Origin of the sequence: Streptomyces sp. NRRL F-5650 (assembly GCF_000721365.1) — a bacterium.
Taxonomy (GTDB): domain Bacteria; phylum Actinomycetota; class Actinomycetes; order Streptomycetales; family Streptomycetaceae; genus Streptomyces; species Streptomyces ardesiacus.
This window is the reverse complement of record NZ_JOGV01000002.1, coordinates 101377-123066: the sequence shown is the minus strand read 5'-3', so window position 1 is coordinate 123066 and position 21690 is coordinate 101377. Positions and strand designations below refer to the sequence as shown.

The 21690-nt window shown below is 68.8% G+C and carries 32 protein-coding genes; 3 read left to right on the top strand and 29 right to left on the bottom strand.

Going from position 1 to position 21690, the window contains the following annotated elements; translation table 11 throughout:
- The first annotated feature begins 171 nt into the window (after positions 1 to 171).
- Together coaA and IG88_RS0103535 are read left to right on the top strand one after the other, a co-directional pair.
- Entirely contained in the window at positions 172 to 1161 is a 990-nt protein-coding gene (gene coaA / locus IG88_RS0103540) for a type I pantothenate kinase (RefSeq protein WP_031034802.1), read from the top strand.
- A 32-nt stretch (positions 1162 to 1193) separates the two neighbouring features.
- Complete coding sequence (locus tag IG88_RS0103535; protein ID WP_031034799.1) at positions 1194 to 2135, top strand: DUF389 domain-containing protein; 942 nt, start codon at positions 1194 to 1196, stop codon at positions 2133 to 2135.
- Positions 2136 to 2249: 114 nt separating this feature from the next.
- On the opposite strand, the gene glmM is transcribed toward IG88_RS0103535, so the two are convergent.
- From glmM to IG88_RS0103515, 4 genes are all read right to left on the bottom strand, one after another.
- Positions 2250 to 3608: a phosphoglucosamine mutase gene (glmM, locus tag IG88_RS0103530; protein ID WP_031034797.1), complete on the bottom strand. Its 1359-nt coding sequence runs from the start codon at positions 3606 to 3608 to the stop codon at positions 2250 to 2252.
- A gap of 235 nt (positions 3609 to 3843) precedes the next feature.
- Complete coding sequence (rpsI, locus tag IG88_RS0103525; RefSeq protein ID WP_030400237.1) at positions 3844 to 4356, bottom strand: 30S ribosomal protein S9; 513 nt, start codon at positions 4354 to 4356, stop codon at positions 3844 to 3846.
- 41 nt (positions 4357 to 4397) lie between these two features.
- Entirely contained in the window at positions 4398 to 4841 is a 444-nt protein-coding gene (gene rplM, locus IG88_RS0103520) for a 50S ribosomal protein L13 (protein ID WP_031034795.1), read from the bottom strand.
- A gap of 207 nt (positions 4842 to 5048) precedes the next feature.
- A complete protein-coding gene (locus IG88_RS0103515; protein WP_199807415.1) occupies positions 5049 to 6254 on the bottom strand; it encodes a glycosyltransferase 87 family protein in 1206 nt (401 codons plus the stop codon).
- 74 nt (positions 6255 to 6328) lie between these two features.
- Here IG88_RS0103515 and IG88_RS0103510 point away from each other — a divergent pair, with 74 nt between their 5' ends.
- Entirely contained in the window at positions 6329 to 7234 is a 906-nt protein-coding gene (locus IG88_RS0103510) for a hypothetical protein (RefSeq protein ID WP_031034791.1), read from the top strand.
- Between the two features lie 10 nt (positions 7235 to 7244).
- On the opposite strand, the gene truA is transcribed toward IG88_RS0103510, so the two are convergent.
- From truA to rplV, 25 genes are all read right to left on the bottom strand, one after another.
- Positions 7245 to 8099 (bottom strand): tRNA pseudouridine(38-40) synthase TruA, encoded by an 855-nt coding sequence (gene truA, locus IG88_RS0103505; RefSeq protein ID WP_031034789.1) that lies wholly within the window; start codon positions 8097 to 8099, stop codon positions 7245 to 7247.
- Between the two features lie 140 nt (positions 8100 to 8239).
- Complete coding sequence (gene rplQ, locus IG88_RS0103500) at positions 8240 to 8746, bottom strand: 50S ribosomal protein L17 (protein WP_030400233.1); 507 nt, start codon at positions 8744 to 8746, stop codon at positions 8240 to 8242.
- A 162-nt stretch (positions 8747 to 8908) separates the two neighbouring features.
- Positions 8909 to 9931 (bottom strand): DNA-directed RNA polymerase subunit alpha, encoded by a 1023-nt coding sequence (locus tag IG88_RS0103495; RefSeq protein WP_004946635.1) that lies wholly within the window; start codon positions 9929 to 9931, stop codon positions 8909 to 8911.
- Positions 9932 to 10053: 122 nt separating this feature from the next.
- On the bottom strand, positions 10054 to 10458 hold the full coding sequence (rpsK, locus tag IG88_RS0103490; RefSeq protein WP_007443997.1) for a 30S ribosomal protein S11: 405 nt from the start codon (positions 10456 to 10458) through the stop codon (positions 10054 to 10056).
- 66 nt (positions 10459 to 10524) lie between these two features.
- The gene (rpsM, locus tag IG88_RS0103485) at positions 10525 to 10905 is read right to left on the bottom strand and encodes a 30S ribosomal protein S13 (protein ID WP_004984507.1); all 381 of its coding nucleotides are present in this window, start codon (positions 10903 to 10905) and stop codon (positions 10525 to 10527) included.
- A 188-nt stretch (positions 10906 to 11093) separates the two neighbouring features.
- Complete coding sequence (rpmJ, locus tag IG88_RS0103480) at positions 11094 to 11207, bottom strand: 50S ribosomal protein L36 (protein WP_003974245.1); 114 nt, start codon at positions 11205 to 11207, stop codon at positions 11094 to 11096.
- 68 nt (positions 11208 to 11275) lie between these two features.
- Positions 11276 to 11497 carry a translation initiation factor IF-1 gene (gene infA / locus IG88_RS0103475; RefSeq protein ID WP_003948620.1) on the bottom strand — a complete coding sequence of 74 codons (222 nt, stop codon included), beginning with the start codon at positions 11495 to 11497 and terminating at the stop codon, positions 11276 to 11278.
- Positions 11498 to 11904: 407 nt separating this feature from the next.
- The gene (gene map / locus IG88_RS0103465) at positions 11905 to 12741 is read right to left on the bottom strand and encodes a type I methionyl aminopeptidase (RefSeq protein WP_031034786.1); all 837 of its coding nucleotides are present in this window, start codon (positions 12739 to 12741) and stop codon (positions 11905 to 11907) included.
- A 148-nt stretch (positions 12742 to 12889) separates the two neighbouring features.
- Positions 12890 to 13543, bottom strand: a complete 654-nt coding sequence (locus tag IG88_RS0103460) for an adenylate kinase (protein WP_030400231.1) — start codon at positions 13541 to 13543, stop codon at positions 12890 to 12892.
- Positions 13543 to 14856: a preprotein translocase subunit SecY gene (secY, locus tag IG88_RS0103455; RefSeq protein WP_031034785.1), complete on the bottom strand. Its 1314-nt coding sequence runs from the start codon at positions 14854 to 14856 to the stop codon at positions 13543 to 13545. The genes IG88_RS0103460 and secY overlap by 1 nt, the downstream gene beginning before the upstream one ends.
- Positions 14857 to 15111: 255 nt before the next feature.
- Positions 15112 to 15567 (bottom strand): 50S ribosomal protein L15, encoded by a 456-nt coding sequence (rplO, locus tag IG88_RS0103450; protein WP_030745257.1) that lies wholly within the window; start codon positions 15565 to 15567, stop codon positions 15112 to 15114.
- 2 nt (positions 15568 to 15569) lie between these two features.
- A complete protein-coding gene (gene rpmD / locus IG88_RS0103445; RefSeq protein WP_003974250.1) occupies positions 15570 to 15752 on the bottom strand; it encodes a 50S ribosomal protein L30 in 183 nt (60 codons plus the stop codon).
- A gap of 2 nt (positions 15753 to 15754) precedes the next feature.
- Complete coding sequence (gene rpsE, locus IG88_RS0103440) at positions 15755 to 16360, bottom strand: 30S ribosomal protein S5 (protein ID WP_003974251.1); 606 nt, start codon at positions 16358 to 16360, stop codon at positions 15755 to 15757.
- A 43-nt stretch (positions 16361 to 16403) separates the two neighbouring features.
- The gene (gene rplR, locus IG88_RS0103435) at positions 16404 to 16787 is read right to left on the bottom strand and encodes a 50S ribosomal protein L18 (protein ID WP_031034783.1); all 384 of its coding nucleotides are present in this window, start codon (positions 16785 to 16787) and stop codon (positions 16404 to 16406) included.
- A gap of 3 nt (positions 16788 to 16790) precedes the next feature.
- Complete coding sequence (gene rplF, locus IG88_RS0103430; protein WP_031034780.1) at positions 16791 to 17330, bottom strand: 50S ribosomal protein L6; 540 nt, start codon at positions 17328 to 17330, stop codon at positions 16791 to 16793.
- Between the two features lie 24 nt (positions 17331 to 17354).
- Positions 17355 to 17753, bottom strand: a complete 399-nt coding sequence (gene rpsH / locus IG88_RS0103425; RefSeq protein WP_026248232.1) for a 30S ribosomal protein S8 — start codon at positions 17751 to 17753, stop codon at positions 17355 to 17357.
- Positions 17754 to 17988: 235 nt separating this feature from the next.
- Positions 17989 to 18174 (bottom strand): type Z 30S ribosomal protein S14, encoded by a 186-nt coding sequence (locus IG88_RS0103420; RefSeq protein ID WP_003948630.1) that lies wholly within the window; start codon positions 18172 to 18174, stop codon positions 17989 to 17991.
- A 5-nt stretch (positions 18175 to 18179) separates the two neighbouring features.
- On the bottom strand, positions 18180 to 18737 hold the full coding sequence (gene rplE, locus IG88_RS0103415; protein ID WP_003974255.1) for a 50S ribosomal protein L5: 558 nt from the start codon (positions 18735 to 18737) through the stop codon (positions 18180 to 18182).
- Positions 18737 to 19060 (bottom strand): 50S ribosomal protein L24, encoded by a 324-nt coding sequence (rplX, locus tag IG88_RS0103410; RefSeq protein WP_003992365.1) that lies wholly within the window; start codon positions 19058 to 19060, stop codon positions 18737 to 18739. The genes rplE and rplX overlap by 1 nt, the downstream gene beginning before the upstream one ends.
- A gap of 2 nt (positions 19061 to 19062) precedes the next feature.
- Positions 19063 to 19431: a 50S ribosomal protein L14 gene (gene rplN / locus IG88_RS0103405; protein ID WP_003974257.1), complete on the bottom strand. Its 369-nt coding sequence runs from the start codon at positions 19429 to 19431 to the stop codon at positions 19063 to 19065.
- Between the two features lie 107 nt (positions 19432 to 19538).
- Entirely contained in the window at positions 19539 to 19826 is a 288-nt protein-coding gene (gene rpsQ / locus IG88_RS0103400; RefSeq protein WP_019329634.1) for a 30S ribosomal protein S17, read from the bottom strand.
- The gene (gene rpmC / locus IG88_RS0103395; protein ID WP_007494763.1) at positions 19826 to 20050 is read right to left on the bottom strand and encodes a 50S ribosomal protein L29; all 225 of its coding nucleotides are present in this window, start codon (positions 20048 to 20050) and stop codon (positions 19826 to 19828) included. The genes rpsQ and rpmC overlap by 1 nt, the downstream gene beginning before the upstream one ends.
- Positions 20050 to 20469, bottom strand: coding sequence for a 50S ribosomal protein L16 (gene rplP, locus IG88_RS0103390; protein ID WP_003974260.1), 420 nt, complete (start codon positions 20467 to 20469; stop codon positions 20050 to 20052). Before rplP ends, rpmC begins: the two co-directional genes overlap by 1 nt.
- Before the next feature lie 5 nt (positions 20470 to 20474).
- The gene (gene rpsC, locus IG88_RS0103385; RefSeq protein WP_030400226.1) at positions 20475 to 21305 is read right to left on the bottom strand and encodes a 30S ribosomal protein S3; all 831 of its coding nucleotides are present in this window, start codon (positions 21303 to 21305) and stop codon (positions 20475 to 20477) included.
- Positions 21305 to 21652 (bottom strand): 50S ribosomal protein L22, encoded by a 348-nt coding sequence (rplV, locus tag IG88_RS0103380; RefSeq protein WP_019329637.1) that lies wholly within the window; start codon positions 21650 to 21652, stop codon positions 21305 to 21307. Before rplV ends, rpsC begins: the two co-directional genes overlap by 1 nt.
- Positions 21653 to 21690 lie beyond the last annotated feature (38 nt).

Genomic DNA, 21690 nt, shown 5'->3' with positions numbered 1-21690 from the left:
TGTCCGCACGATACCCACGACAATCGCACGTACGATCGAAAACAAGCCACCGAAACCCGCCCGTGACCTCGTCGGTCTCCGACGGGCCGTCAGGGCTCACCGACCTCGCCGGACCGGGCTACGTGACACAGCCCACCTGCCGCCCCGTTCGTACTCCGTTAACAATGGACTGTGATCTCTCCGGTCCCCTCGATTCCCCGGAGCGCCCACCGGCATCGGCCGGAGGCGACTCCCTACGTCGACCTCACCCGTCCCGAGTGGAGCGCGTTGCGTGACAAGACGCCGCTGCCGCTGACCGCCGAGGAGGTCGAGAAGCTGCGCGGCCTCGGCGACGTCATCGACCTCGACGAGGTGCGGGACATCTACCTCCCGCTCTCCCGGCTGCTCAACCTCTACGTCGGCGCCACCGACGGCCTGCGCGGCGCGCTCAACACCTTCCTCGGCGAGCAGGGCTCCCAGTCCGGCACCCCCTTCGTCATAGGGGTCGCCGGTTCGGTGGCGGTGGGCAAGTCCACGGTCGCCCGCCTGCTCCAGGCGCTGCTGTCGCGCTGGCCCGAGCACCCGCGCGTGGAACTGGTGACGACCGACGGCTTCCTGCTGCCCACCCGGGAGCTGGAGGCGCGGGGCCTGATGTCGCGGAAGGGTTTCCCCGAGTCGTACGACCGCCGGGCGCTGACCCGGTTCGTCGCCGACATCAAGGCGGGCAAGGCCGAGGTGACCGCGCCGGTCTACTCCCACCTGATCTACGACATCGTCCCGGACCAGCGGCTCGTCGTCCGCCGCCCCGACATCCTGATCGTCGAGGGCCTCAACGTGCTCCAGCCCGCCCTGCCCGGCAAGGACGGCCGCACCAGGGTCGGCCTGGCCGACTACTTCGACTTCAGCGTGTACGTCGACGCGCGCACCGAGGACATCGAGCGCTGGTACCTCAACCGCTTCCGCAAACTGCGCGCCACCGCCTTCCAGAACCCCTCCTCGTACTTCCGCAAGTACACGCAGGTCTCGGAGGAGGAGGCCCTCGACTACGCCCGCACCACCTGGCGCACCATCAACAAGCCCAACCTGGTGGAGAACGTGGCTCCCACCCGCGGCCGTGCCACCCTGGTCCTGCGCAAGGGCCCCGACCACAAGGTGCAACGCCTGAGCCTGCGCAAGTTGTGACGCCCGCCGTCCGCGGCCTGTAGAAATACCGGATGCTGCATCTGCGCCTGATCACCCCGGCCGACCGGACCGACGAGGTGGTGCGTCTGATCGACCGGACGGTCGGCACCACCCACCTCGTGGTCCTGCCGGGTGCCGCCCGCGAGCCGGAGGGCGACGTCGTCATGTGCGACGTGGCCCGTGAGGCGGGCGACGAACTCATCAGCCGCCTGCGGGCGTTGGACATCCCCGACTGCGGCGCCATCACCGCCGAGAACATCGACCTGTCGCTGTCCTCCCGCGCCGACCAGGCCGAGCGGGACGCGCCCGGCGAGGCCGCCGACGCCGTGTTGTGGGAGCAGTTGGAGGAGGCGACCCACGAGGAGTCGACCCTCTCCATCACCTACGTCGCCTTCATCACCCTGGCCACGATGATCGCGGCCTGCGGTGTGGTCCTCGACAACGCGATCCTGATCGTGGGCGCGATGGCGGTCGGCCCGGAGTTCGGCCCCCTCGCCGGCATCTGCACGGCGATCGTCCAGCGGGCCCCGCGCCTCGCCCTGCGGTCGCTGACCGCGCTGGTGGTGGGCTTCGCGGCGGCGATGGCGGTGACGGTGGGCTTCAGTTGGATCATGGACGCGTTCGGCCTGTTCAGCGAGGGCCGGCTGGAGGGCGACCGGCCGAACACCGGCTTCGTCTACGCCCCGGACGCCTTCTCCTTCGTGGTGGCGATCCTGGCCGGCATCGCGGGCACGCTCTCCCTGACCTCGGCGAAGTCCGGCGCCCTGGTGGGCGTCGCCATCTCGGTCACCACGGTCCCGGCCGCCGCGAACGCGGCCGTGGCCCTGAGCTTCGGCGACATGAAACAGACGGTGGGCTCCACCGAGCAGCTCGTCCTCAACCTGGCGGGCATCGTGGTCGCCGGGACCCTGACCCTGCTGGCGCAGAAGGCACTCTGGTCGACCCAACGAGGCCGGATGAGCAGGCCGACCTAGGGGCGCGGGGCTCTGCCGGTCTGCGGCTCCGCCGCGCGGGCGCGGCCGGCCACGACGAACCCGCGGCCCGCGGCCCGCATCACACCGACCCCGCCCCGATCCCGGCCCCGGGAACTAACCGAGCGCCGACTTCACCGAATCCGCCAACCGCCCCGCAACAGCCCGGGCCTGCTCGATGTCCGCCGCCTCCACCATCACCCGCACAAGAGGCTCCGTCCCCGAGGGACGCAGCAGCACCCGCCCGGTGCTCCCGAGCTCCCGCTCCGCCTCGGCCACCGCCGTGGCCAGCTCGGCCGAGCTGGTCACCCGCGACTTGTCCACGTCCGGCACGTTCACCAGCACCTGCGGCAGCCGCTCCATCACCGACGCGAGGTCCCGCAGCGTACGGCCGGTCTGTGCGACCCGCGCCGCCAGCATCAGGCCCGTCAGGGTGCCGTCGCCGGTGGTGGCGTGGTCGAGGATGATGACGTGCCCGGACTGCTCGCCGCCCAGGGCGTAGCCGTGCTCCTTCATCTCCTCCAGGACGTACCGGTCGCCGACCGAGGTCGCCACGAACCGGATGCCCTCGCGCTCCATGGCGAGCTTGAAGCCCAGGTTGGACATGACCGTCGCGACGACGGTGTCCGAGCGCAGCGCCTCCCGCTCCCGCATCGCGAGTGCGAGCACGGCGAGGATCTGGTCGCCGTCGACCTCCGCACCGGTGTGGTCCACGGCCAGGCAGCGGTCCGCGTCGCCGTCGTGGGCGATGCCGAGGTCGGCGCCGTGCTCGACGACGGCGGCCTTGAGCAGGTCCAGGTGGGTGGAGCCGCAGCCGTCGTTGATGTTGAGGCCGTCGGGCACCGCGCCGATGGTGACCAGCTCGGCACCGGCCCGCGCGAACGCCTCCGGCGAGACCCGGGAGGCCGCGCCGTGCGCCTCGTCCAGGACGATCTTCAGCCCGTCCAGGCGGTTGGGCAGGACGCCGACGAGGTGGGCGACGTACTGGTCGAGCCCCTCGTCGTAGTCGCGGACGCGGCCGACGCCGGCGCCGGTCGGGCGGTCCCAGGGGGCACCGGTGCGGTGCTCGGCGTAGACGGCCTCGATACGGTCCTCCAGCTCGTCGGCGAGCTTGTGGCCGCCGCGGGCGAAGAACTTGATGCCGTTGTCGGGCATGGCGTTGTGGCTCGCGGAGAGCATCACGCCGAGGTCGGCGCCGAGTGCGCCGGTGAGGTGGGCGACCGCGGGCGTCGGCAGCACGCCGACCCGCAGCACGTCCACGCCGGCGCTGGCCAGGCCCGCGACCACCGCGGCCTCCAGGAACTCCCCGGAGGCGCGCGGATCCCGGCCGACCACCGCGGTCGCCCGGTGCCCGGCGAAGGTGCCCGCCTCGGCCAGTACGTGCGCCGCGGCGACGGAGAGGCCCAGCGCCAGCTCGGCCGTCAGATCCGCGTTGGCGACGCCGCGCACGCCGTCCGTGCCGAAGAGTCGTCCCACTTGTCCTCCTGAGGAAACGTCAATTCCGGAAGCGGCTGGCGATGATGCGGCCCACGCACCGGCCCACGCAGTCGGCTCCCGAAGGCCCGGGCGTACAGCACCCGACCATCGATCACATAAGCCTTAGAACGTCTTGTGCCGTTATACGCCCAACGGCAGGGATAAACGAATGCCCCGGCAGCACAGTGGCGTGCCGCCGGGGCGTTCGGAGTACAGCCGGACCAGCCGGTACGGCTTAGCGCTTGCTGTACTGCGGAGCCTTGCGGGCCTTCTTCAGACCGGCCTTCTTCCGCTCGACCGCGCGGTCGTCACGGGTCAGGAAGCCGGCCTTCTTGAGCGGGCCGCGGTTGTTGTCGACGTCGGCCTCGTTCAGGGCGCGGGCGACACCGAGACGGAGCGCACCGGCCTGGCCGGAGACACCGCCACCGGCGATGCGGGCGATGACGTCGTAACGGCCTTCCAGCTCGAGCACCTTGAAGGGCTCGTTGACTTCCTGCTGGTGCACCTTGTTCGGGAAGTAGTCCTCGAGGGTGCGGCCGTTGATCTTCCACTTGCCGGTGCCCGGGACGATCCGGACACGGGCGATGGCGTTCTTGCGGCGGCCCAGGCCGGCGGCCGGCTGGGGCTCGCCGAACGCGGAGGCCAGGGACTCCGAGGTGTACTCGCCCTCGACGGGGACCTCGGACTCGGTGGTGTAGCTGTCGATGTCAAGCTCTTCGAGCGGCTGCTCGGCAGTGGTCTCGGCCACGATGCTCCTCAGATTCTCTTCAGTCTTGGGGGTGGCCGGACTTACTGCGCGACCTGGGTGATCTCGAACGGCTGCGGCTGCTGCGCGCCGTGCGGGTGCTGGTCACCCTTGTAGACCTTCAGCTTCGAGAGCATCTGACGGCCCAGGGAGTTCTTCGGGAGCATGCCCTTGACGGCCTTCTCGACGGCCTTCTCCGGGTTCTTGTCCAGGAGCTCGTCGTAGCGCACGGAGCGCAGACCGCCCGGGTAGCCGGAGTGGCGGTACGCCATCTTCTGGGTCCGCTTGTTGCCGGACAGGTGCACCTTGTCGGCGTTGATGATGATGACGAAGTCACCAGCGTCGACGTGCGGCGCGTAGATCGGCTTGTGCTTGCCGCGCAGCAGGGTGGCGGCGGTGGTGGCGAGACGACCCAGGACGACGTCCTGAGCGTCGATGACGTGCCACTGGCGCGTCACATCGCCGGGCTTGGGGCTGTACGTACGCACGGTTCGTAGCCTTCGCTTCTTCAGTGAGTGGTCCTGACATGGTCACCGAAGACGATCACGACAGCCCTGACCGCACCGCGGTGACGCAAACCGCGTGCAGGTCGCTGGTCATCGGTCCCGGTGGACCGGTGTAAGGGCCCCTCACGTGAGAATGAGCAAGCCAATACACATACGACTGGGAAGGATACCCGGGCCCCGCCGGGCCGGTCAAAACGGTGCCGCCGGGGCACGCTCCGGCTCCGGCGCCCGCCCCGGCGGCACGCGCTCCCCGGCGCCCCGCGGGCCGGTCAGGGACTGCCGGGCCACCGTCACCGCCAGGACGCACAGCGTGAACGCGTCCCGGAAGGCCCGGCGCCGCTCCGACTCCAGCCAGGGCCAGGTCAGCCCGGGCACCTGGGGCACCAGCGCGATCCAGAACCACGCCCCGCGGGCCACCGACCCGGCGCAGGGCAGCCCGGCGAGCAGCAGCGGCAGGGCGACCAGGAGGTAGTGGTCGTAGGACGGCCGGGAGACGAGGAAGGCCGAGAGCATCAGCCCCGCGCCGGTCTCCGCGAGCCGCAGCGGTCCGGGGTCGGCCCGCCGCCAGCGCCGGTACGCGCACAGCACCCCGGCGCAGGCCGCCACCACCGCCAGCCCCTGGGCGAGCGCCGACGGCACCCCGAGCCGGGGCAGCACGGCCGCCGGGGACGCCTCGTAGAGCCGTACGAAGCCGTCGTCGCCGTGCAGCAGGAAGGGCAGGGTGCGGGTGAAGAAGCCCGCCGGGTCGGGCATCGCCAGCGCCGCCGCCCCGGAGGCCAGCGCGGGCACCAGGACGGCCGCCGCCAGCGCCCGCCGGCGCCCGGCGAAGAGGAAGAGCAGGACGACCGGCGCGAGCAGCGGCTTGAGCGCCACGGCCGCCCCGATGACGGCCCCCGCGCCCGTCCAGCGCCCCCGGCTCGCCAGCAGCAGGGCCAGCGGCAGCGCCACCGTCGCCGTCACGGTCCAGTTGCCGAGCAGCACCAGGTGCCCGAACGGCGCGAAGCCCAGCGCCAGCCCGGTCAGCCCGAGGGCCGCGAGCCGGCTGCCGAGCGGCACCCGGTGCAGGAGCAGCGCGCAGGCCCAGGCCAGCGCCAGCAGGACGGTCACCGCGCACGGCACCAGCACCCGCAGCACCGCCCCGGGCAGCACCGCCTGCGGCACGGCGGCCAGCACGGCGCTCGGCAGGTAGAGGAAGTGCGGATCGTCGTACGGGGAGCCGCCGGCCAGCCAGGTGCGGGCGGCCCGTACGACGATCGCGTTGTCCATCCCGCCGCCCGGTACGACCCGCGCCGCGTGCGCGGCCGAGGCCGCCAGCACCGTCACGAGCACCGCCCACAGGTGCCCTCCCGCCGGCCGCACCAACCACCCGGAGATGTCGCTTTTGCCCGTCCGCATGCACGGAACGCTAGGGCCTGGAGCCCCCAAGTGCCCGCACCAGCACGCCCATCGGCCCGTCTAAGATGCCGCCCATGAGCTTTGGGCAGGGGGGACCTCAGTCGCAGTGGGATCCCTGGACACCGCAATCGCAGCAGCAGCCGCAGCAGCAGTCGCAGCAGCCCTGGAACAGCGGGAACGGTGACGGCACGCCGGACTGGGCCGCCCTCGCCGAGGCCTCCGAGGCCCGGGCCAAGCGGCGCAAGCTGCTGTTCATCGGCGGCGGCGCGCTGGCCACCGCGGCGATAGCCGGGGCCGTCGCCGTGGCCGTCGTCTCGGCGAACGGCTCCGGCCAGGCCTCCGACAGCCCCTCCTCGCAGCTCCCGTCGACGGCGGACATACCGAGCGCCACGGCCACCCAGCCGTCCTTCGCCCCGACCAGCGCCCCGCCGCCGCTGGACCCGAAGGACTTCGTCTCCAGCGCCAAGAAGGACAAGGCCCCGCTCGGCCCGGACCTGCTGTTCCCCGGCACCCAGCTCACCATGGGCGAGACGGTGTACAAGAAGGGCCCGACGGCCGACACCCGCACCTGCGGCTCCGCCGCCCAGGGCACCCTGCCGAAGGTCCTCGACGCCAACGCGTGCACGCGCCTGATCCGCGTCACCTACACCCAGGGCGGCACCGCCGTGACGGTCGGCGTGGCCGTCTTCGACACCGAGGCCCAGGCCGAGAAGGCGAAGAAGGAAGCCGACAAGAAGAGCATCGTGCGCTCGCTGTCCGGCGGCGGCGTCAAGTCCTTCTGCACCGGCGCCGTCTGCCGCTCCACCACCAACTCCTACGGCCGTTACGCCTACTTCACCGTCGCCGGTTTCACGGACGGCAAGGACGTCACGGAGAAGTCCACCGGCGTCTTCCGGGCCGGTGACGACCTGGCCGAGTTCGCCTTCCGGCAGATCCGCCGCCGCGGCGAGGCCCAGGCGTCGGCGGCGGCGCAGGGCTGACGCTCCCCCCTCAGCAGCAGCCGCCGCCGGGCAACGACCGCTTGTTGCGCGCTTCCCTGTTCCGGGCCGCCAGCAGCTCGTCGGCCGGGTAGCCGACCTCCTCCAGCGTCAGCCCGTGCGGCCGTACGACGTGCACGGCGGAGTCCCGTACGCCCGCGGCCAGCACCTTCGCCGGCCAGTCGGGCCCGCGGTGCCCGTCGCCGACGAACAGCAGCGCCCCGATCAGCGAGCGCACCATGTTGTGGCAGAAGGCGTCGGCCCGCACGGTCGCGGTGACGATCCCGTCCTCGCCCCGCACCAGACTCAGCTCCTGCAGCGTCCGGATGGTGGTGGCCCCCTCGCGCTTCTTGCAGTAGGCCGCGAAGTCGTGCTCGCCCAGCAGTCCGCGGGCGGCCTCGTTCATGGCGTCCACGTCGAGGGGCCAGTCGTGCCACAGCACGTGTCCGCGCAGCAGCGGGTCGACGCCGCCGGGGTTGTCGGTGACCCGGTAGGCGTAGCGCCGCCACACCGCGGAGAACCGCGCGTTGAAGCCGCTCGGCGCTTCCCTGAGCGCCCACACCCGCACGTCCCTGGGCAGCCGCCCGGCGAGCCGCTTGAGCAGCTTCTCGCGATGCCCGGCCCACACCTCGCGCGGCAGATCGACGTGCGCCACCTGCCCCCGCGCGTGCACACCGGCGTCGGTGCGCCCCGCCACGGTCAGCTCGTACGTCTCCCGCGACCGGGTGACCGTCCGCAGCGCGTCCTCGACCTCCCCCTGCACGGTCCGCCTGCCCCCGGCCTGCTTGGCCCACCCGGAGAACCCGGCCCCGTCGTAGGAGAGATCCAGCCGCACCCGGACGAACCCGGCCTCTACTTCGTCACTCACCCAGCGATCCTCTCACCCACACGAAAGCGGGCCCGCCCCTCGGAAGGAACGGACCCGCAAACACCCTCAAGGGGCGCGGGGAACTGCGCGACAAGCCACGACGAAGGCCGCAGCCGCAGTCGCACAGCCCCGGCAGACGCTTACGCGTCCTTGGACTCCTCGGCCGCGGCCTCGTCGTCGGCCTTGGTCGTGTCGACCTTGGCCTCGGAAGCCTCCGCGGAGCCCTCCGCGTCCTTGGCGGCACGCTTCGTCGCGGCCTCGGCCTCACCGGTGGCCTGCTGCGCCACGGTCAGCGCCTCGACCAGCTCGATGACGGCCATGGGCGCGTTGTCGCCACGGCGGTTGCCGATCTTGGTGATCCGGGTGTAGCCACCGGGACGGTTCTCGTAGCGCGGGCCGATCTCGGTGAAGAGCGTGTGGACGACGCTCTTGTCCGTGATCACCTGGAGCACCTGACGGCGGTTGTGAAGGTCGCCCTTCTTCGCCTTGGTGACCAGACGCTCGGCGTACGGACGCAGCTTGCGCGCCTTCGCCTCGGTGGTGGTGATGCGGCCGTGCTCGAAGAGGCTCTTCGCCAGGTTGGCGAGGAGGAGCTTCTCGTGCGCGGCGCTGCCGCCCAGACGGGCACCCTTGGTGGGCTTCGGCATGGTGTTTCTCCTAGGTGTCTGCCCCGGCCGTATCAGGTACCGGGGTCAGTATCCGAGCAGGCGGCCGCCTGTCGGAGACCCCGCGCCCCCATGGGGCACGGGGAACTGCGCGACCGGCCACAACCGGCCGGCAGTCGAAAACGAACCGTCGAACCCGAGCTCTCAGTACTGCTCGGTCTCGACGAAGCCCGCGTCCGCGTCGTCGTCCGCACCGAACGCGTCGGCGGCGGCGGTCGGGTCGAAGCCGGGAGGCGAGTCCTTCAGCGCCAGCCCCATACCCGCGAGCTTGGCCTTGACCTCGTCGATCGACTTCGCACCGAAGTTGCGGATGTCGAGCAGGTCCGCCTCGGAGCGCGCGACCAGCTCACCCACGGAGTGGATGCCCTCGCGCTTGAGGCAGTTGTACGACCGGACGGTCAGCTCCAGCTCCTCGATCGGAAGAGCCAGGTCCGCGGCGAGCGCGGCGTCCGTCGGCGACGGACCCATGTCGATGCCCTCGGCGTCGATGTTCAGCTCGCGGGCGAGACCGAACAGCTCGACCAGCGTCTTGCCCGCGGAGGCCATGGCGTCGCGGGGACGCATCGCCTGCTTGGTCTCGACGTCGACGATCAGCTTGTCGAAGTCGGTGCGCTGCTCGACACGCGTGGCCTCGACCTTGTACGTGACCTTGAGGACCGGCGAGTAGATCGAGTCGACCGGGATGCGCCCGATCTCCTGACCGACCTGCTTGTTCTGCACGGCGGAGACGTAGCCGCGACCGCGCTCGACGGTCAGCTCCATCTCCAGCTTGCCCTTGGCGTTGAGCGTGGCCAGGACGAGGTCGGGGTTGTGCACCTCGACACCGGCCGGGGGCGCGATGTCGGCGGCGGTGACCAGACCCGGGCCCTGCTTGCGCAGGTACATCACGACCGGCTCGTCGTGCTCCGAGGAGACCACGAGCTGCTTGATGTTGAGGATCAGGTCGGTGACGTCCTCCTTGACGCCCGGCACGGTGGTGAACTCGTGCAGGACACCGTCGATACGGATCGACGTGACTGCCGCACCCGGGATCGAGGACAGGAGGGTCCGGCGGAGGGAGTTGCCGAGGGTGTAGCCGAAGCCCGGCTCCAGCGGCTCGATGACGAACCGGGAGCGGAACTCGTCGACGACCTCTTCGGTCAACGAGGGACGCTGAGCGATCAGCATGTGGTGATCCTTCAGTCAGGGGCGCCCGCTATTTGACGCCCGACTAGTACTGCAAGGGTACGGGCGATACGGCCCGATGGAGCCGTACCGCCCGGAAACCCTGGTGAAGCGCTGAAGCGAGATCAGACGCGACGACGCTTCGGCGGACGGCAGCCGTTGTGCGGGGTGGGCGTGACGTCCTGGATGGAGCCGACCTCGAGGCCGGTCGCCTGCAGGGAGCGGATCGCGGTCTCACGACCGGAACCCGGGCCCTTGACGAACACGTCGACCTTGCGCATGCCGTGCTCCTGCGCGCGGCGGGCGGCCGACTCGGCGGCCATCTGCGCGGCGAACGGCGTGGACTTCCGGGAGCCCTTGAAGCCGACGTGGCCGGCGGAGGCCCAGGAGATCACGTTGCCGGTCGGGTCCGTGATGGACACGATCGTGTTGTTGAACGTGCTCTTGATGTGCGCGTGGCCGTGAGCGACGTTCTTCTTTTCCTTGCGGCGCACCTTCTTGGTCGCGCCCTGACGTCCCTTGGGGGGCATGTCGTTCTCCTACGGGAGGTGGTCGGTCCTACAGCGAAGACCGCTGGACGGCGAGTCCGCTGCGGACTACTTCTTGCCCGGCTTCTTCTTGCCGGCGATGGCGCGACGCGGGCCCTTGCGGGTGCGAGCGTTGGTGCTGGTGCGCTGACCGCGGACGGGCAGACCGCGACGGTGACGGAGACCCTGGTAGGTACCGATCTCGACCTTGCGGCGGATGTCGGCCTGGATCTCGCGACGGAGGTCACCCTCGGTCTTGATGTTGTTGTCGACGTACTCGCGGATCGCGACGAGCTGCTCCTCGGAGAGGTCCCGAACACGGGTGTTCGGGTCCACGCCGGTCGCCGCGAGCGTCTGCTGCGAGAGGGTCCGGCCGATGCCGAACACGTAGGTGAGGGCGATCTCCACGCGCTTTTCGCGCGGGATGTCAACACCGGAAACGCGTGCCATTCAATGGCTCCAGTTGATTGTCGGAGGTCTTCCACAGGACCGGCTCCCAGCCGCCGTACCAGGTACGAACTGGGTCCCCGGCCTCCGAACCGGGGGTGTCAGGCGATCGCTCGCCCGGGCCCTGCGTATGAACATATTCAGCTCGCGTCGCGCGAAGTCATGCGAATCGCGGAGGGAACGGTCAGGCGTCAGCCCTGGCGCTGCTTGTGGCGCGGGTTGTCGCAGATGACCATGACCCGGCCGTGACGGCGGATCACCCTGCACTTGTCGCAGATCTTCTTGACGCTCGGCTTGACCTTCATGGGTGTGAGGTTCTCCGGGTCAGTTGCCGGCGGACCCGCGCGCGGGGCACGCGGGACGTGGGCAAGATCTACTTGTACCGGTAGACGATCCGGCCACGCGTCAGGTCGTACGGAGACAGCTCCACCACGACCCGGTCGTCAGGGAGGATGCGGATGTAGTGCATGCGCATCTTGCCGCTGATGTGTGCCAGGACCTGGTGGCCGTTCTGGAGCTCGACCTTGAACATGGCGTTCGGAAGAGACTCGACGACAGTGCCCTCGATCTCGATGGCACCTTGCTTCTTGGCCACGCTTCGCCCTTCGAATCGACTACCTTGATCGGCTTCCGTGTGCGACACGCCGCAAGACATGCAGGCACACGTGAGCCGACGAGTCAGTCTACGTCAGCGACCCCGGAAAGGCGAAACGAGGAAGTCTGCCCCGGATGCGAGATCGTTATGCGAGCGGGTCCGGCGCCGCCGTGATCCCCAGCTCCGCCGGCTTCGCCCGGCCACCGTCCGGAACCGTCAGCACCAACGGCCCCTGCTCGGTCAGAGCCACCGAGTGCTCCCAGTGCGAGGACCAGTGCCGTCGGTGGTGATCACCGTCCACTCGACCAATCCCCCACGCCCCTCTCGCGGGCTCGGCGCCAGGGGCGCCTCACAAGCTTCGAGCGGCTGCGCCGGCCTCCGACCGGCGGACACGGCCCGGGCCCGAGTCACGCCAGCGGGTCCGGCGCCGCCGTGATCCCCAGCTCCGCCAGCTTCGCCCGGCCACCGTCCGGAGCCGTCAGCACCAACGGCCCCTGCTCGGTCAGAGCCACCGAGTGCTCCCAGTGCGAGGACCAGGTGCCGTCGGTGGTGATCACGGTCCAGTCGTCGGACAGGACCTCGGTGCGGGGGGTGCCGAGGGAGACCATCGGCTCGATGGCGAGGCAGAAGCCGGGGACGAGCTTGGGGCCCTTGCCGCGCTTGCGGTCGACGTAGTTCAGCAGGTGCGGGTCCATGTGCATCTCGGTGCCGATGCCGTGGCCGCCGTAGTCCTCGATGATGCCGTACTTGCCGCCGCCGGGCTTGGGCTGGCGGCGGATGTACGTCTCGATGGCGCGGGAGACGTCCACCAGGCGGTTGCCCTGCTTCATGGCCGCGATCCCCGCCCACATGGACTCCTCGGTCACCCGGGACAGCTCGACCAGCTCCGGGGAGTGGCCGGAGCCGACGAAGGCCGTGTAGGCGGCGTCGCCGTGCCAGCCGTCGATGATCGCGCCGCAGTCGATGGAGATGACGTCGCCGTCCTTGAGGACCACGTCGTCGGAGGGGATGCCGTGCACGACGACCTCGTTCACCGAGGTGCAGATCGTGGCGGGGAAGCCGCCGTAGCCGAGGAAGTTCGGCTTGGCGCCGTGCTCCGCGAGGACCTTGCGGGCGACCTGGTCCAGGTCCTTGGTGGTCGCACCGGGGACGGCCGCCTCGCGGGTGGCCGCGTGGATGGCGGCGACGACCAGCCCCGCCTCGCGCATCTTGGCGATCTGCTCGGGGTTCTTGATCTGCACCATGGGGGCTGCGGGCCTTTCTGGACGGGACGGGCCGGTGAGGAGGGGCGGGCGGGGAACGGTTCCCACGATACGGGGCGGAGCCGTGCCGCCCCACGACACAGCCGCGGCCCCCTGAGCCGGGGACCGCGGCTGCACGCCGGGCGGAGTACTACTGGTCGCGCTTGAGCGCCTCCAGCGCACGGCGGGTGACCTCGTCCACGGGGCCCGTCGCCGCGATGGTGGCGACCAGGCCCTGCGACTTGTAGTAGTCGATGATCGGCTCGGTCTGCGTGTGGTAGACCTCCAGCCGCTTGCGGACCGTCTCCTCGGAGTCGTCGTCCCGCTGGTACAGCTCGCCGCCGCAGACGTCGCAGACGCCTTCCTGCTTCGGCGGGGTGTACGTCACGTGGAAGACGTGGGCCGAGTCGTTGCGGCAGACGCGGCGGCCGGCGATGCGCTTGACGACCTCGTCCTCCGGGGCCTCCAGGTCCAGCACCGCGTCGAGCTTCATGTCCTCGGTCTCGAGCAGTTCGTCCAGTGCCTCGGCCTGGGAGACGTTGCGCGGGAAACCGTCCAGCAGGAAGCCGCCCTCGGCGTCGGGCTGCTCCATGCGGTCCTTCGCCATGGCGATGGTGACCTCGTCCGGCACGAGATTGCCGGCGTCCATGTAGGACTTCGCGAGCTTGCCCAGTTCGGTCTGCTGGCTGATGTTCGCGCGGAACAGGTCGCCCGTCGAGATGTGCGGAATGTGCAGCGTCTCGGCAAGGCGGGTGGCCTGCGTTCCCTTTCCGGCACCCGGAGGCCCGACGAGGACGATTCGCATCAGCGGAGGAACCCTTCGTAATTGCGCTGCTGGAGCTGGCTCTCGATCTGCTTCACCGTCTCGAGACCGACACCCACGATGATCAGGATGCTGGTGCCGCCGAACGGGAAGTTCTGGTTTGCCCCGAAACCAGCCAACGCCATTGTCGGGACGAGAGCGATCAGACCCAAGTACAGCGAACCCGGCCAGGTGATCCGGTTGAGTACGTAGCTCAGATACTCAGCGGTCGGTCGGCCAGCCCGGATGCCCGGGATGAAGCCACCATACTTCTTCATGTTGTCCGCGACTTCCTCGGGGTTGAACGAGATCGCCACGTAGAAGAAGGCGAAGAACACGATCAGGAGGAAGTACAGAATGATGTGCGGCGTGGCGGCCGTGTCGGCGAGGTTCTTCTGGATCCAGGTGGCCCAGCCCGCGGTCGAGCCGGAGAACTGGACGATCAGCGCCGGAATGTAGAGCAGCGACGAGGCGAAGATGACGGGGATGACACCCGCCTGGTTCACCTTGAGCGGGATGTACGTCGAGGTGCCGCCGTAGGAGCGGCGGCCGATCATGCGCTTGGCGTACTGCACCGGAATGCGGCGCTGGGCCTGCTCCACGAAGACCACCAGGCCGACCATGACCAGGCCGACGAGGATGACGGTGCCGAACTCGATCCAGCCGCCCGCCAGGTCGCCCTGCTTCTTGATGGCCCACAGGGCGGAGGGGAAGGTCGCGGCGATCGAGATGAACATCAGGATCGACATGCCGTTGCCGATGCCGCGGTCGGTGATCAGCTCGCCGAGCCACATGACGACGGCCGTACCGGCGGTCATGGTGATCACCATGACGACGGTGGTGAAGATCGCCTGGTCGGGAACGATCTGCCCGGCGACGGTGCAGCCGGAGAAGAGGGCGCCGCTGCGCGCGGTGGCCACCAGGCCGGTGCCCTGGAGGATGGCGAGCGCGACGGTCAGGTAGCGGGTGTACTGCGTGATCTTCGCCGTGCCGGCCTGGCCCTCCTTCTTGAGGGCTTCCAGGCGCGGGATCACGACGGTCAGCAGCTGCAGAATGATGCTCGCCGTGATGTACGGCATGATGCCGAGCGCGAAGACCGTGATCTGCAGCAGGGCGCCACCGCTGAACATGTTGACCAGGCCGAAGAGCCCCTGGTTGCCGGACGCCTGGTCCACGCACTCCTGGACGCTCTTGTAGTCGACGCCTGGAATGGGAATGTGGGTACCGAGCCGGTACACCACGATGATGCCGAGCGTGAAGAGCAGCTTCTTGCGCAGGTCGGGCGTCTTGAACGCCCGGGCGAACGCGGTGAGCACGGTGCCTCCTGCGACCCCCGCGCTACTGCGTCAAGGGTGACGGTCTTGAGGTTCGACTGACGACTGACAAGTGGACGGCTAAGTGACTAACGCTGGACCGCCGTCCAGAGTGCCTCATGTGAGACACCCGTGAAAGAGGGCAGCGCAGGCCACCTTACCGGCGGGACCCATGCCCTTGGAACGACCAACCGGGGATACCCCTTTTGTGGGTATCCCCGGTCGGGATCGCTCAAGTCATCGAGGCGCCTGAAGGGTTCAGACGAGCTCGGTGACGGTACCGCCGGCGGCGGTGATCTTCTCCTTGGCGGAGCCGGAGACGGCGTCGACCGTCACCTGCAGCGCCACGGAGACCTCGCCCTGGCCGAGGACCTTGACGAGGCTGTTCTTGCGAACGGCACCCTTGGCCACGAGGCCCTCGACGGTGACCTCGCCACCCTCGGGGTACAGCGCGGCCAGCTTGTCGAGGTTCACGACCTGGTACTCGGTCTTGAACGGGTTCTTGAAGCCCTTCAGCTTCGGGAGACGCATGTGGAGGGGCATCTGCCCACCCTCGAAGCGCTCCGGAACCTGGTAACGGGCCTTCGTGCCCTTGGTACCACGACCGGCCGTCTTACCCTTCGACGCCTCACCACGACCGACACGGGTCTTGGCGGTCTTGGCGCCCGGGGCGGGACGGAGGTTGTGGATCTTGAGCGGGTTCTGCTCCGCCATGATCAGTCGACCTCCTCGACCGTCACGAGGTGGCGGACGGTGTGCACCATGCCGCGGAACTCGGGGCGGTCCTCCTTGACGACCTGCGTGTTGATCCCCTTGAGACCGAGGGAGCGCAGGGTGTCACGGTGGTTCTGCTTGCTGCCGATGTAGGACTTGACCTGCGTAATCTTGAGCTGCGCCATGATTACGCACCCGCCCCGGCACGCGCACGGAGAAGAGCCGCGGGGGCGACGTCCTCCAGCGGCAGACCACGGCGGGCCGCGATCTCCTCGGGACGCTGCAGGCCCTTGAGGGCCTCCACGGTCGCGTGCACGATGTTGATCTGGTTGTCGGAGCCGAGCGACTTCGACAGCACGTCGTGGATACCGGCGCACTCGAGCACGGCGCGCACCGGACCACCGGCGATAACGCCGGTACCGGGGGACGCGGGCTTGAGCAGCACGACGCCGGCAGCCTTCTCACCCTGGATGGGGTGCGGGATGGTGCCCTGGATGCGGGGGACCTTGAAGAAGTGCTTCTTGGCCTCCTCAACGCCCTTGGCGATGGCGGCCGGCACCTCCTTGGCCTTGCCGTATCCGACACCCACGGTGCCGTCACCGTCGCCCACCACGACCAGCGCGGTGAAGCTGAAGCGACGACCACCCTTCACAACCTTGGCGACGCGGTTGATCGCGACGACGCGCTCAACGTAAGCGGTCTTCTCGGCGGCACCTGCGCCACCGTCACGGCCCTTCCGGTCCCGCCGCTCGCCGCCACCGGCACCGCTGCCGCGGCGCTGGGGTCCAGCCATTGGAATTACCTCTCTCTGTTTCCGCTAGCGTTACGGAACCGGCTCAGAACTTCAGACCGGCTTCGCGGGCGGCGTCCGCCAGGGCGGCGATGCGCCCGGCGTACTGGTTGCCACCACGGTCGAACACGACGGCCTCGATGCCGGCGGCCTTGGCGCGCTCGGCGACCAGGGCGCCGACCTGCTTGGCCTGCGCGGACTTGTCGGCCTCGCCGCCACGGATCGAGGAGTCCAGGGTGGACGCCGACGCAAGGGTGTGACCCTTGAGGTCGTCGATCACCTGGGCCACGATGTGGCGGTTCGAACGGGTAACGACCAGACGGGGACGCTCCGCCGTACCCGAGAGATTCTTGCGAATCCGGATGTGACGGCGCTTGATCGCGGCGCGCTTGTAGGCGTCGCCCTTGAGGATCTTCTGTCCGTATGCCATGGCTTACTTACCCGCCTTTCCGACCTTGCGGCGGATGACTTCGCCCTCGTACTTGACGCCCTTGGCCTTGTACGGGTCGGGCTTGCGCAGCTTGCGGATGTTGGCCGCAACCTCGCCGACCTTCTGCTTGTCGATGCCCTCGACCGAGAAGTGGGTCGGGTTCTCCACCTTGAAGGTGATCCCCTCGGGGGCCTCGACCGTGATCGGGTGGCTGTAGCCCAGGGAGAACTCCAGGTTCGAACCCTTGGCGACAACGCGGTAACCGACACCGCTGATCTCGAGCTTCTTCACGTAACCCTGGGTCACGCCGGTGATCATGTTCGCCACCAGCGTGCGGGACAGGCCGTGCAGGGCCTTGCTCTGACGCTCGTCGTTGGGGCGGGTGACGTTCAGCACGCCGTCCTCACCCTTGGCGATGTCGATCGGCGCCACGACGGTGTGGGTCAGCGTGCCCTTGGGGCCCTTGACCGAGACCGTACGGCCGTCGATGGTGACGTCCACGCCGGCGGGAACCGCGATGGGGAGCTTGCCGATGCGCGACATAGCTGTTTCCTCCGTTCCCTTCCGTTACCAGACGTAGGCGAGAACTTCTCCGCCTACGCCCTTCTTGCCGGCCTGCTTGTCGGTGAGGAGCCCGTGCGACGTGGAGATGATCGCCACGCCGAGGCCGCCCAGCACCTTGGGCAGGTTGGTGGACTTCGCGTACACCCGGAGACCGGGCTTGGAGATCCGCTTGATGCCCGCGATGGAGCGCTCACGGTTCGGGCCGAACTTCAGCTCGAGGACGAGGTTCTTGCCGACCTCGGCGTCCTCGGTCTTCCAGCCCGTGATGAAGCCCTCCTGCTGGAGGATCTCCGCGATGTGAGACTTGATCTTGGACGCCGGCATCGTCACGGAGTCGTGGTACGCCGAGTTCGCGTTCCGCAGACGCGTAAGCATGTCTGCGATCGGATCAGTCATGGTCATGAATTGGCCTTCGGCCTCTCTCGCCGGGGTTTCCTGGTGCGCCATCCCTCTCCCCGATCCGAGACGGGACGGGTGCGGCGCGGTGGACCTACGGCGTAGTAAGCAGTCATTTGCGGGCTCGGCCCGCGGGCGTACGGGCGGCAGACGCCCAACCCCGCAAGCCTACGGCATGCGAGGGCGGGCCTCTGCCGACCCAGTTGCTTACCGAGAGTCTGAATAACCCGGAATTACCGGATTACCAGGAGCTCTTGGTCACGCCCGGCAGCTCGCCACGGTGAGCCATCTCACGAAGGCACACGCGGCACAGGCCGAACTTGCGGTAGACGGAGTGCGGACGGCCGCAGCGCTGGCAGCGCGTGTAGCCGCGGACACCGAACTTGGGCTTGCGAGCAGCCTTGGCAATCAGAGCCTTCTTCGCCATCTCGCTCACGCCTCCTTGAAGGGGAAGCCGAGGTGACGGAGGAGCGCGCGGCCCTCAGCGTCGTTGGTCGCCGTGGTCACCACGGTGATGTCCATACCCCGGGTGCGGTCGATCTTGTCCTGGTCGATCTCGTGGAACATGACCTGCTCGGTGAGACCGAAGGTGTAGTTGCCACGGCCGTCGAACTGCTTGGGGGACAGACCGCGGAAGTCGCGGATGCGCGGCAGCGCGAGCGACAGGGTGCGGTCCAGGAACTCCCACATGCGGTCGCCACGGAGCGTGACGTGGGCACCGATCGGCTGACCCTCACGCAGCTTGAACTGCGCGATGGACTTGCGGGCCTTGGTGACGGCCGGCTTCTGACCGGTGATGGTGGTCAGGTCGCGGATCGCGCCCTCGATCAGCTTCGAGTCACGGGCGGCGTCGCCGACACCCATGTTGACCACGATCTTGACGAGGCCGGGGATCTGCATGACGTTCTCGTAGGAGAACTCCTCACGCAGCTTGCCCGCGATCTCCTCGCGGTACTTCGTCTTGAGACGCGGAGTGGTGGTGGTAGCCATCAGATGTCCTCACCCGTCCGCTTGGCAACGCGGATCTTGTTGCCCTCGTCGTCGAAGCGGTAACCGACGCGCGTGACGACCTTGTTGCCGTCCTTCTCCACGACCAGCTGGACGTTGGAGACGTGGATCGGGGCCTCGGTGGTCACGATGCCGCCGGCCTGCGAACCGCGAGCGGTCGGACCGGCCTTGGTGTGCTTCTTGACCCGGTTGACACCCTCGACCAGGACACGGTCCTCGCGCGGGAAGGCCGCGATGACCTTGCCCTGCTTGCCCTTGTCCTTGCCGGTGATGACCTGGACCAGGTCGCCCTTCTTGATCTTCATGCTCACAGCACCTCCGGCGCGAGGGAGATGATCTTCATGAACTTCTTCTCGCGCAGCTCACGACCGACCGGGCCGAAGATACGGGTGCCGCGAGGGTCGCCGTCGTTCTTCAGAATGACGGCGGCGTTCTCGTCGAAGCGGATGTACGAGCCGTCCGGACGGCGGCGCTCCTTGACGGTGCGAACGATGACCGCCTTGACGACGTCACCCTTCTTCACGTTGCCACCGGGGATCGCGTCCTTGACGGTGGCGACGATGACGTCACCGATACCCGCGTAGCGGCGACCGGAGCCACCGAGCACACGGATGGTGAGGATTTCCTTCGCACCCGTGTTGTCGGCGACACGCAGTCGCGACTCCTGCTGGATCACGTCTATCTCCTGAATGTCTGCCGGTTCCCCGGGAGCCGTTCACCTGGGTGAGCGGCTCCCGGAGCCTGGCGGAACTGTCCTGCGGGGAATGCCCCGCAGGAGATCTTTTACTTGGCCTTCTCGAGGATCTCGACGACGCGCCAGCGCTTGGTCGCGGACAGCGGCCGGGTCTCCATGAGGAGGACGCGGTCGCCGACGCCCGCGGCGTTCTGCTCGTCGTGCGCCTTCAGCTTCTCCGTACGGCGGATGACCTTGCCGTACAGCGCGTGCTTGACGCGGTCCTCGACGGCGACGACGACGGTCTTGTCCATCTTGTCGCTGACGACCAGACCCTCACGGGTCTTGCGGAAGCCGCGGGCGGCCTTCGTCTCTTCAGTCACGTTGCTCTCGCTCATCAGGCGTTCTCCACCGTCTCGATGCCGAGCTCACGCTCACGCATGAGGGTGTAGATCCGGGCGATGTCCTTGCGGACCGCCTTGAGACGGCCATGGTTCTCGAGCTGACCCGTGGCCGCCTGGAAGCGGAGGTTGAACAGCTCTTCCTTGGCCTCGCGGAGCTTCGCCAGAAGCTCCTCGTTGCCCAGCTCGCGCAGCTCGGACGCCTTGGTACCGGCCGACATCACGCTTCACCTGCCTCGCGCTTGACGATCCGGCACTTCATCGGCAGCTTGTGGGCCGCACGCGTCAGCGCCTCACGGGCGATCTTCTCGTTGGGGTAGGACAGCTCGAACATGACCCGGCCCGGGTGCACGTTCGCGATCCACCACTCCGGAGAACCCTTGCCGGAACCCATGCGGGTCTCGGCCGGCTTCTTCGTGAGCGGGCGGTCCGGGTAGATGTTGATCCAGACCTTGCCGCCACGCTTGATGTGGCGGGTCATCGCGATACGGGCGGCCTCGATCTGGCGGTTGGTCACGTACGCCGGCGTGAGGGCCTGGATGCCGTACTCGCCGAACGCAACCTGCGTACCGCCCTTGGCCATGCCGCGGCGCTTGGGGTGGTGCTGCTTGCGGTGCTTGACCCTACGGGGGATCAGCATGACGGTCAGGCCTCCGTTCCGGTGCTCTCAGCCGGAGCGGCAGCGGCGGGCGCCTCGGCCTTGGGGGCCTCGGCGGCCGGAGCCGACTGCTGCTGCGGCTTGCGCCCACGACGCTCGCCACCGCGGCCACCGCGGGCCGGGCGGTCGCTGCCGCCACGGGCCGGACGGTTGCCGGCGCGGGCGGCGGCGTTCTCGGCGCGGACCTCGGCGATGTTCTTGACGTCGCCCTTGTAGATCCAGACCTTCACACCGATGCGGCCGAAGGTCGTCTTGGCCTCGAAGAAGCCGTAGTCCACGTTCGCGCGGAGCGTGTGCAGGGGCACACGGCCCTCGCGGTAGAACTCCGAGCGGGACATCTCGGCGCCACCGAGGCGGCCACCGCACTGGATCTTGATGCCCTTGGCGCCGGCCTTCATCGTGCCCTGCATGCTCTTGCGCATGGCGCGACGGAAGGAGACGCGGGAGGAGAGCTGCTCGGCGACGGCCTGGGCGACCAGTTGGGCATCGGTCTCGGGGCTCTTGACCTCGAGGATGTTCAGCTGGACCTGCTTGCCGGTGAGCTTCTCGAGCTGACCGCGGATCTTGTCGGCCTCCGCACCGCGGCGGCCGATGACGATGCCCGGACGAGCCGTGTGGATGTCCACGCGGACACGGTCACGGGTGCGCTCGATCTCGACCTTGGAGATGCCGGCGCGCTCCATGCCGGACGTCAGCATCCGACGGATGGCGACGTCTTCCTTGACGTAGTCCTTGTACAGCTTGTCGGCGTACCAACGCGACTTGAAGTCGGTCGTGACACCGAGCCGGAACCCGTGCGGGTTTACCTTCTGGCCCATTACCGGGTTCCTTCCTTGCTGCTGACGACCACGGTGATGTGGCTGGTCCGCTTGCGGATCCGGTAGGCGCGGCCCTGGGCGCGCGGACGGAACCGCTTCAGGGTCGGGCCCTCGTCGACGTAGGCCTCGGAGATGTAGAGGCTGTCGGCGTCGGTGTGGTCGTAGTTGTGCGCGGCGTTGGCGATGGCGCTGTCCAGCACCTTGCCGACCGGCACGCTCGCGGCCTGCGGGGCGAAACGCAGGACCGCCTGAGCCTCCGTGGCGTCCATGCCACGGATGAGGTCCACCACGCGGCGGGCCTTCATGGGCGTGACGCGGATGTACCGCGCCTGGGCCCTGGCTTCCATGGTTGTCCCTTCAGTGTTTGTCATGGTCAATCCACCCC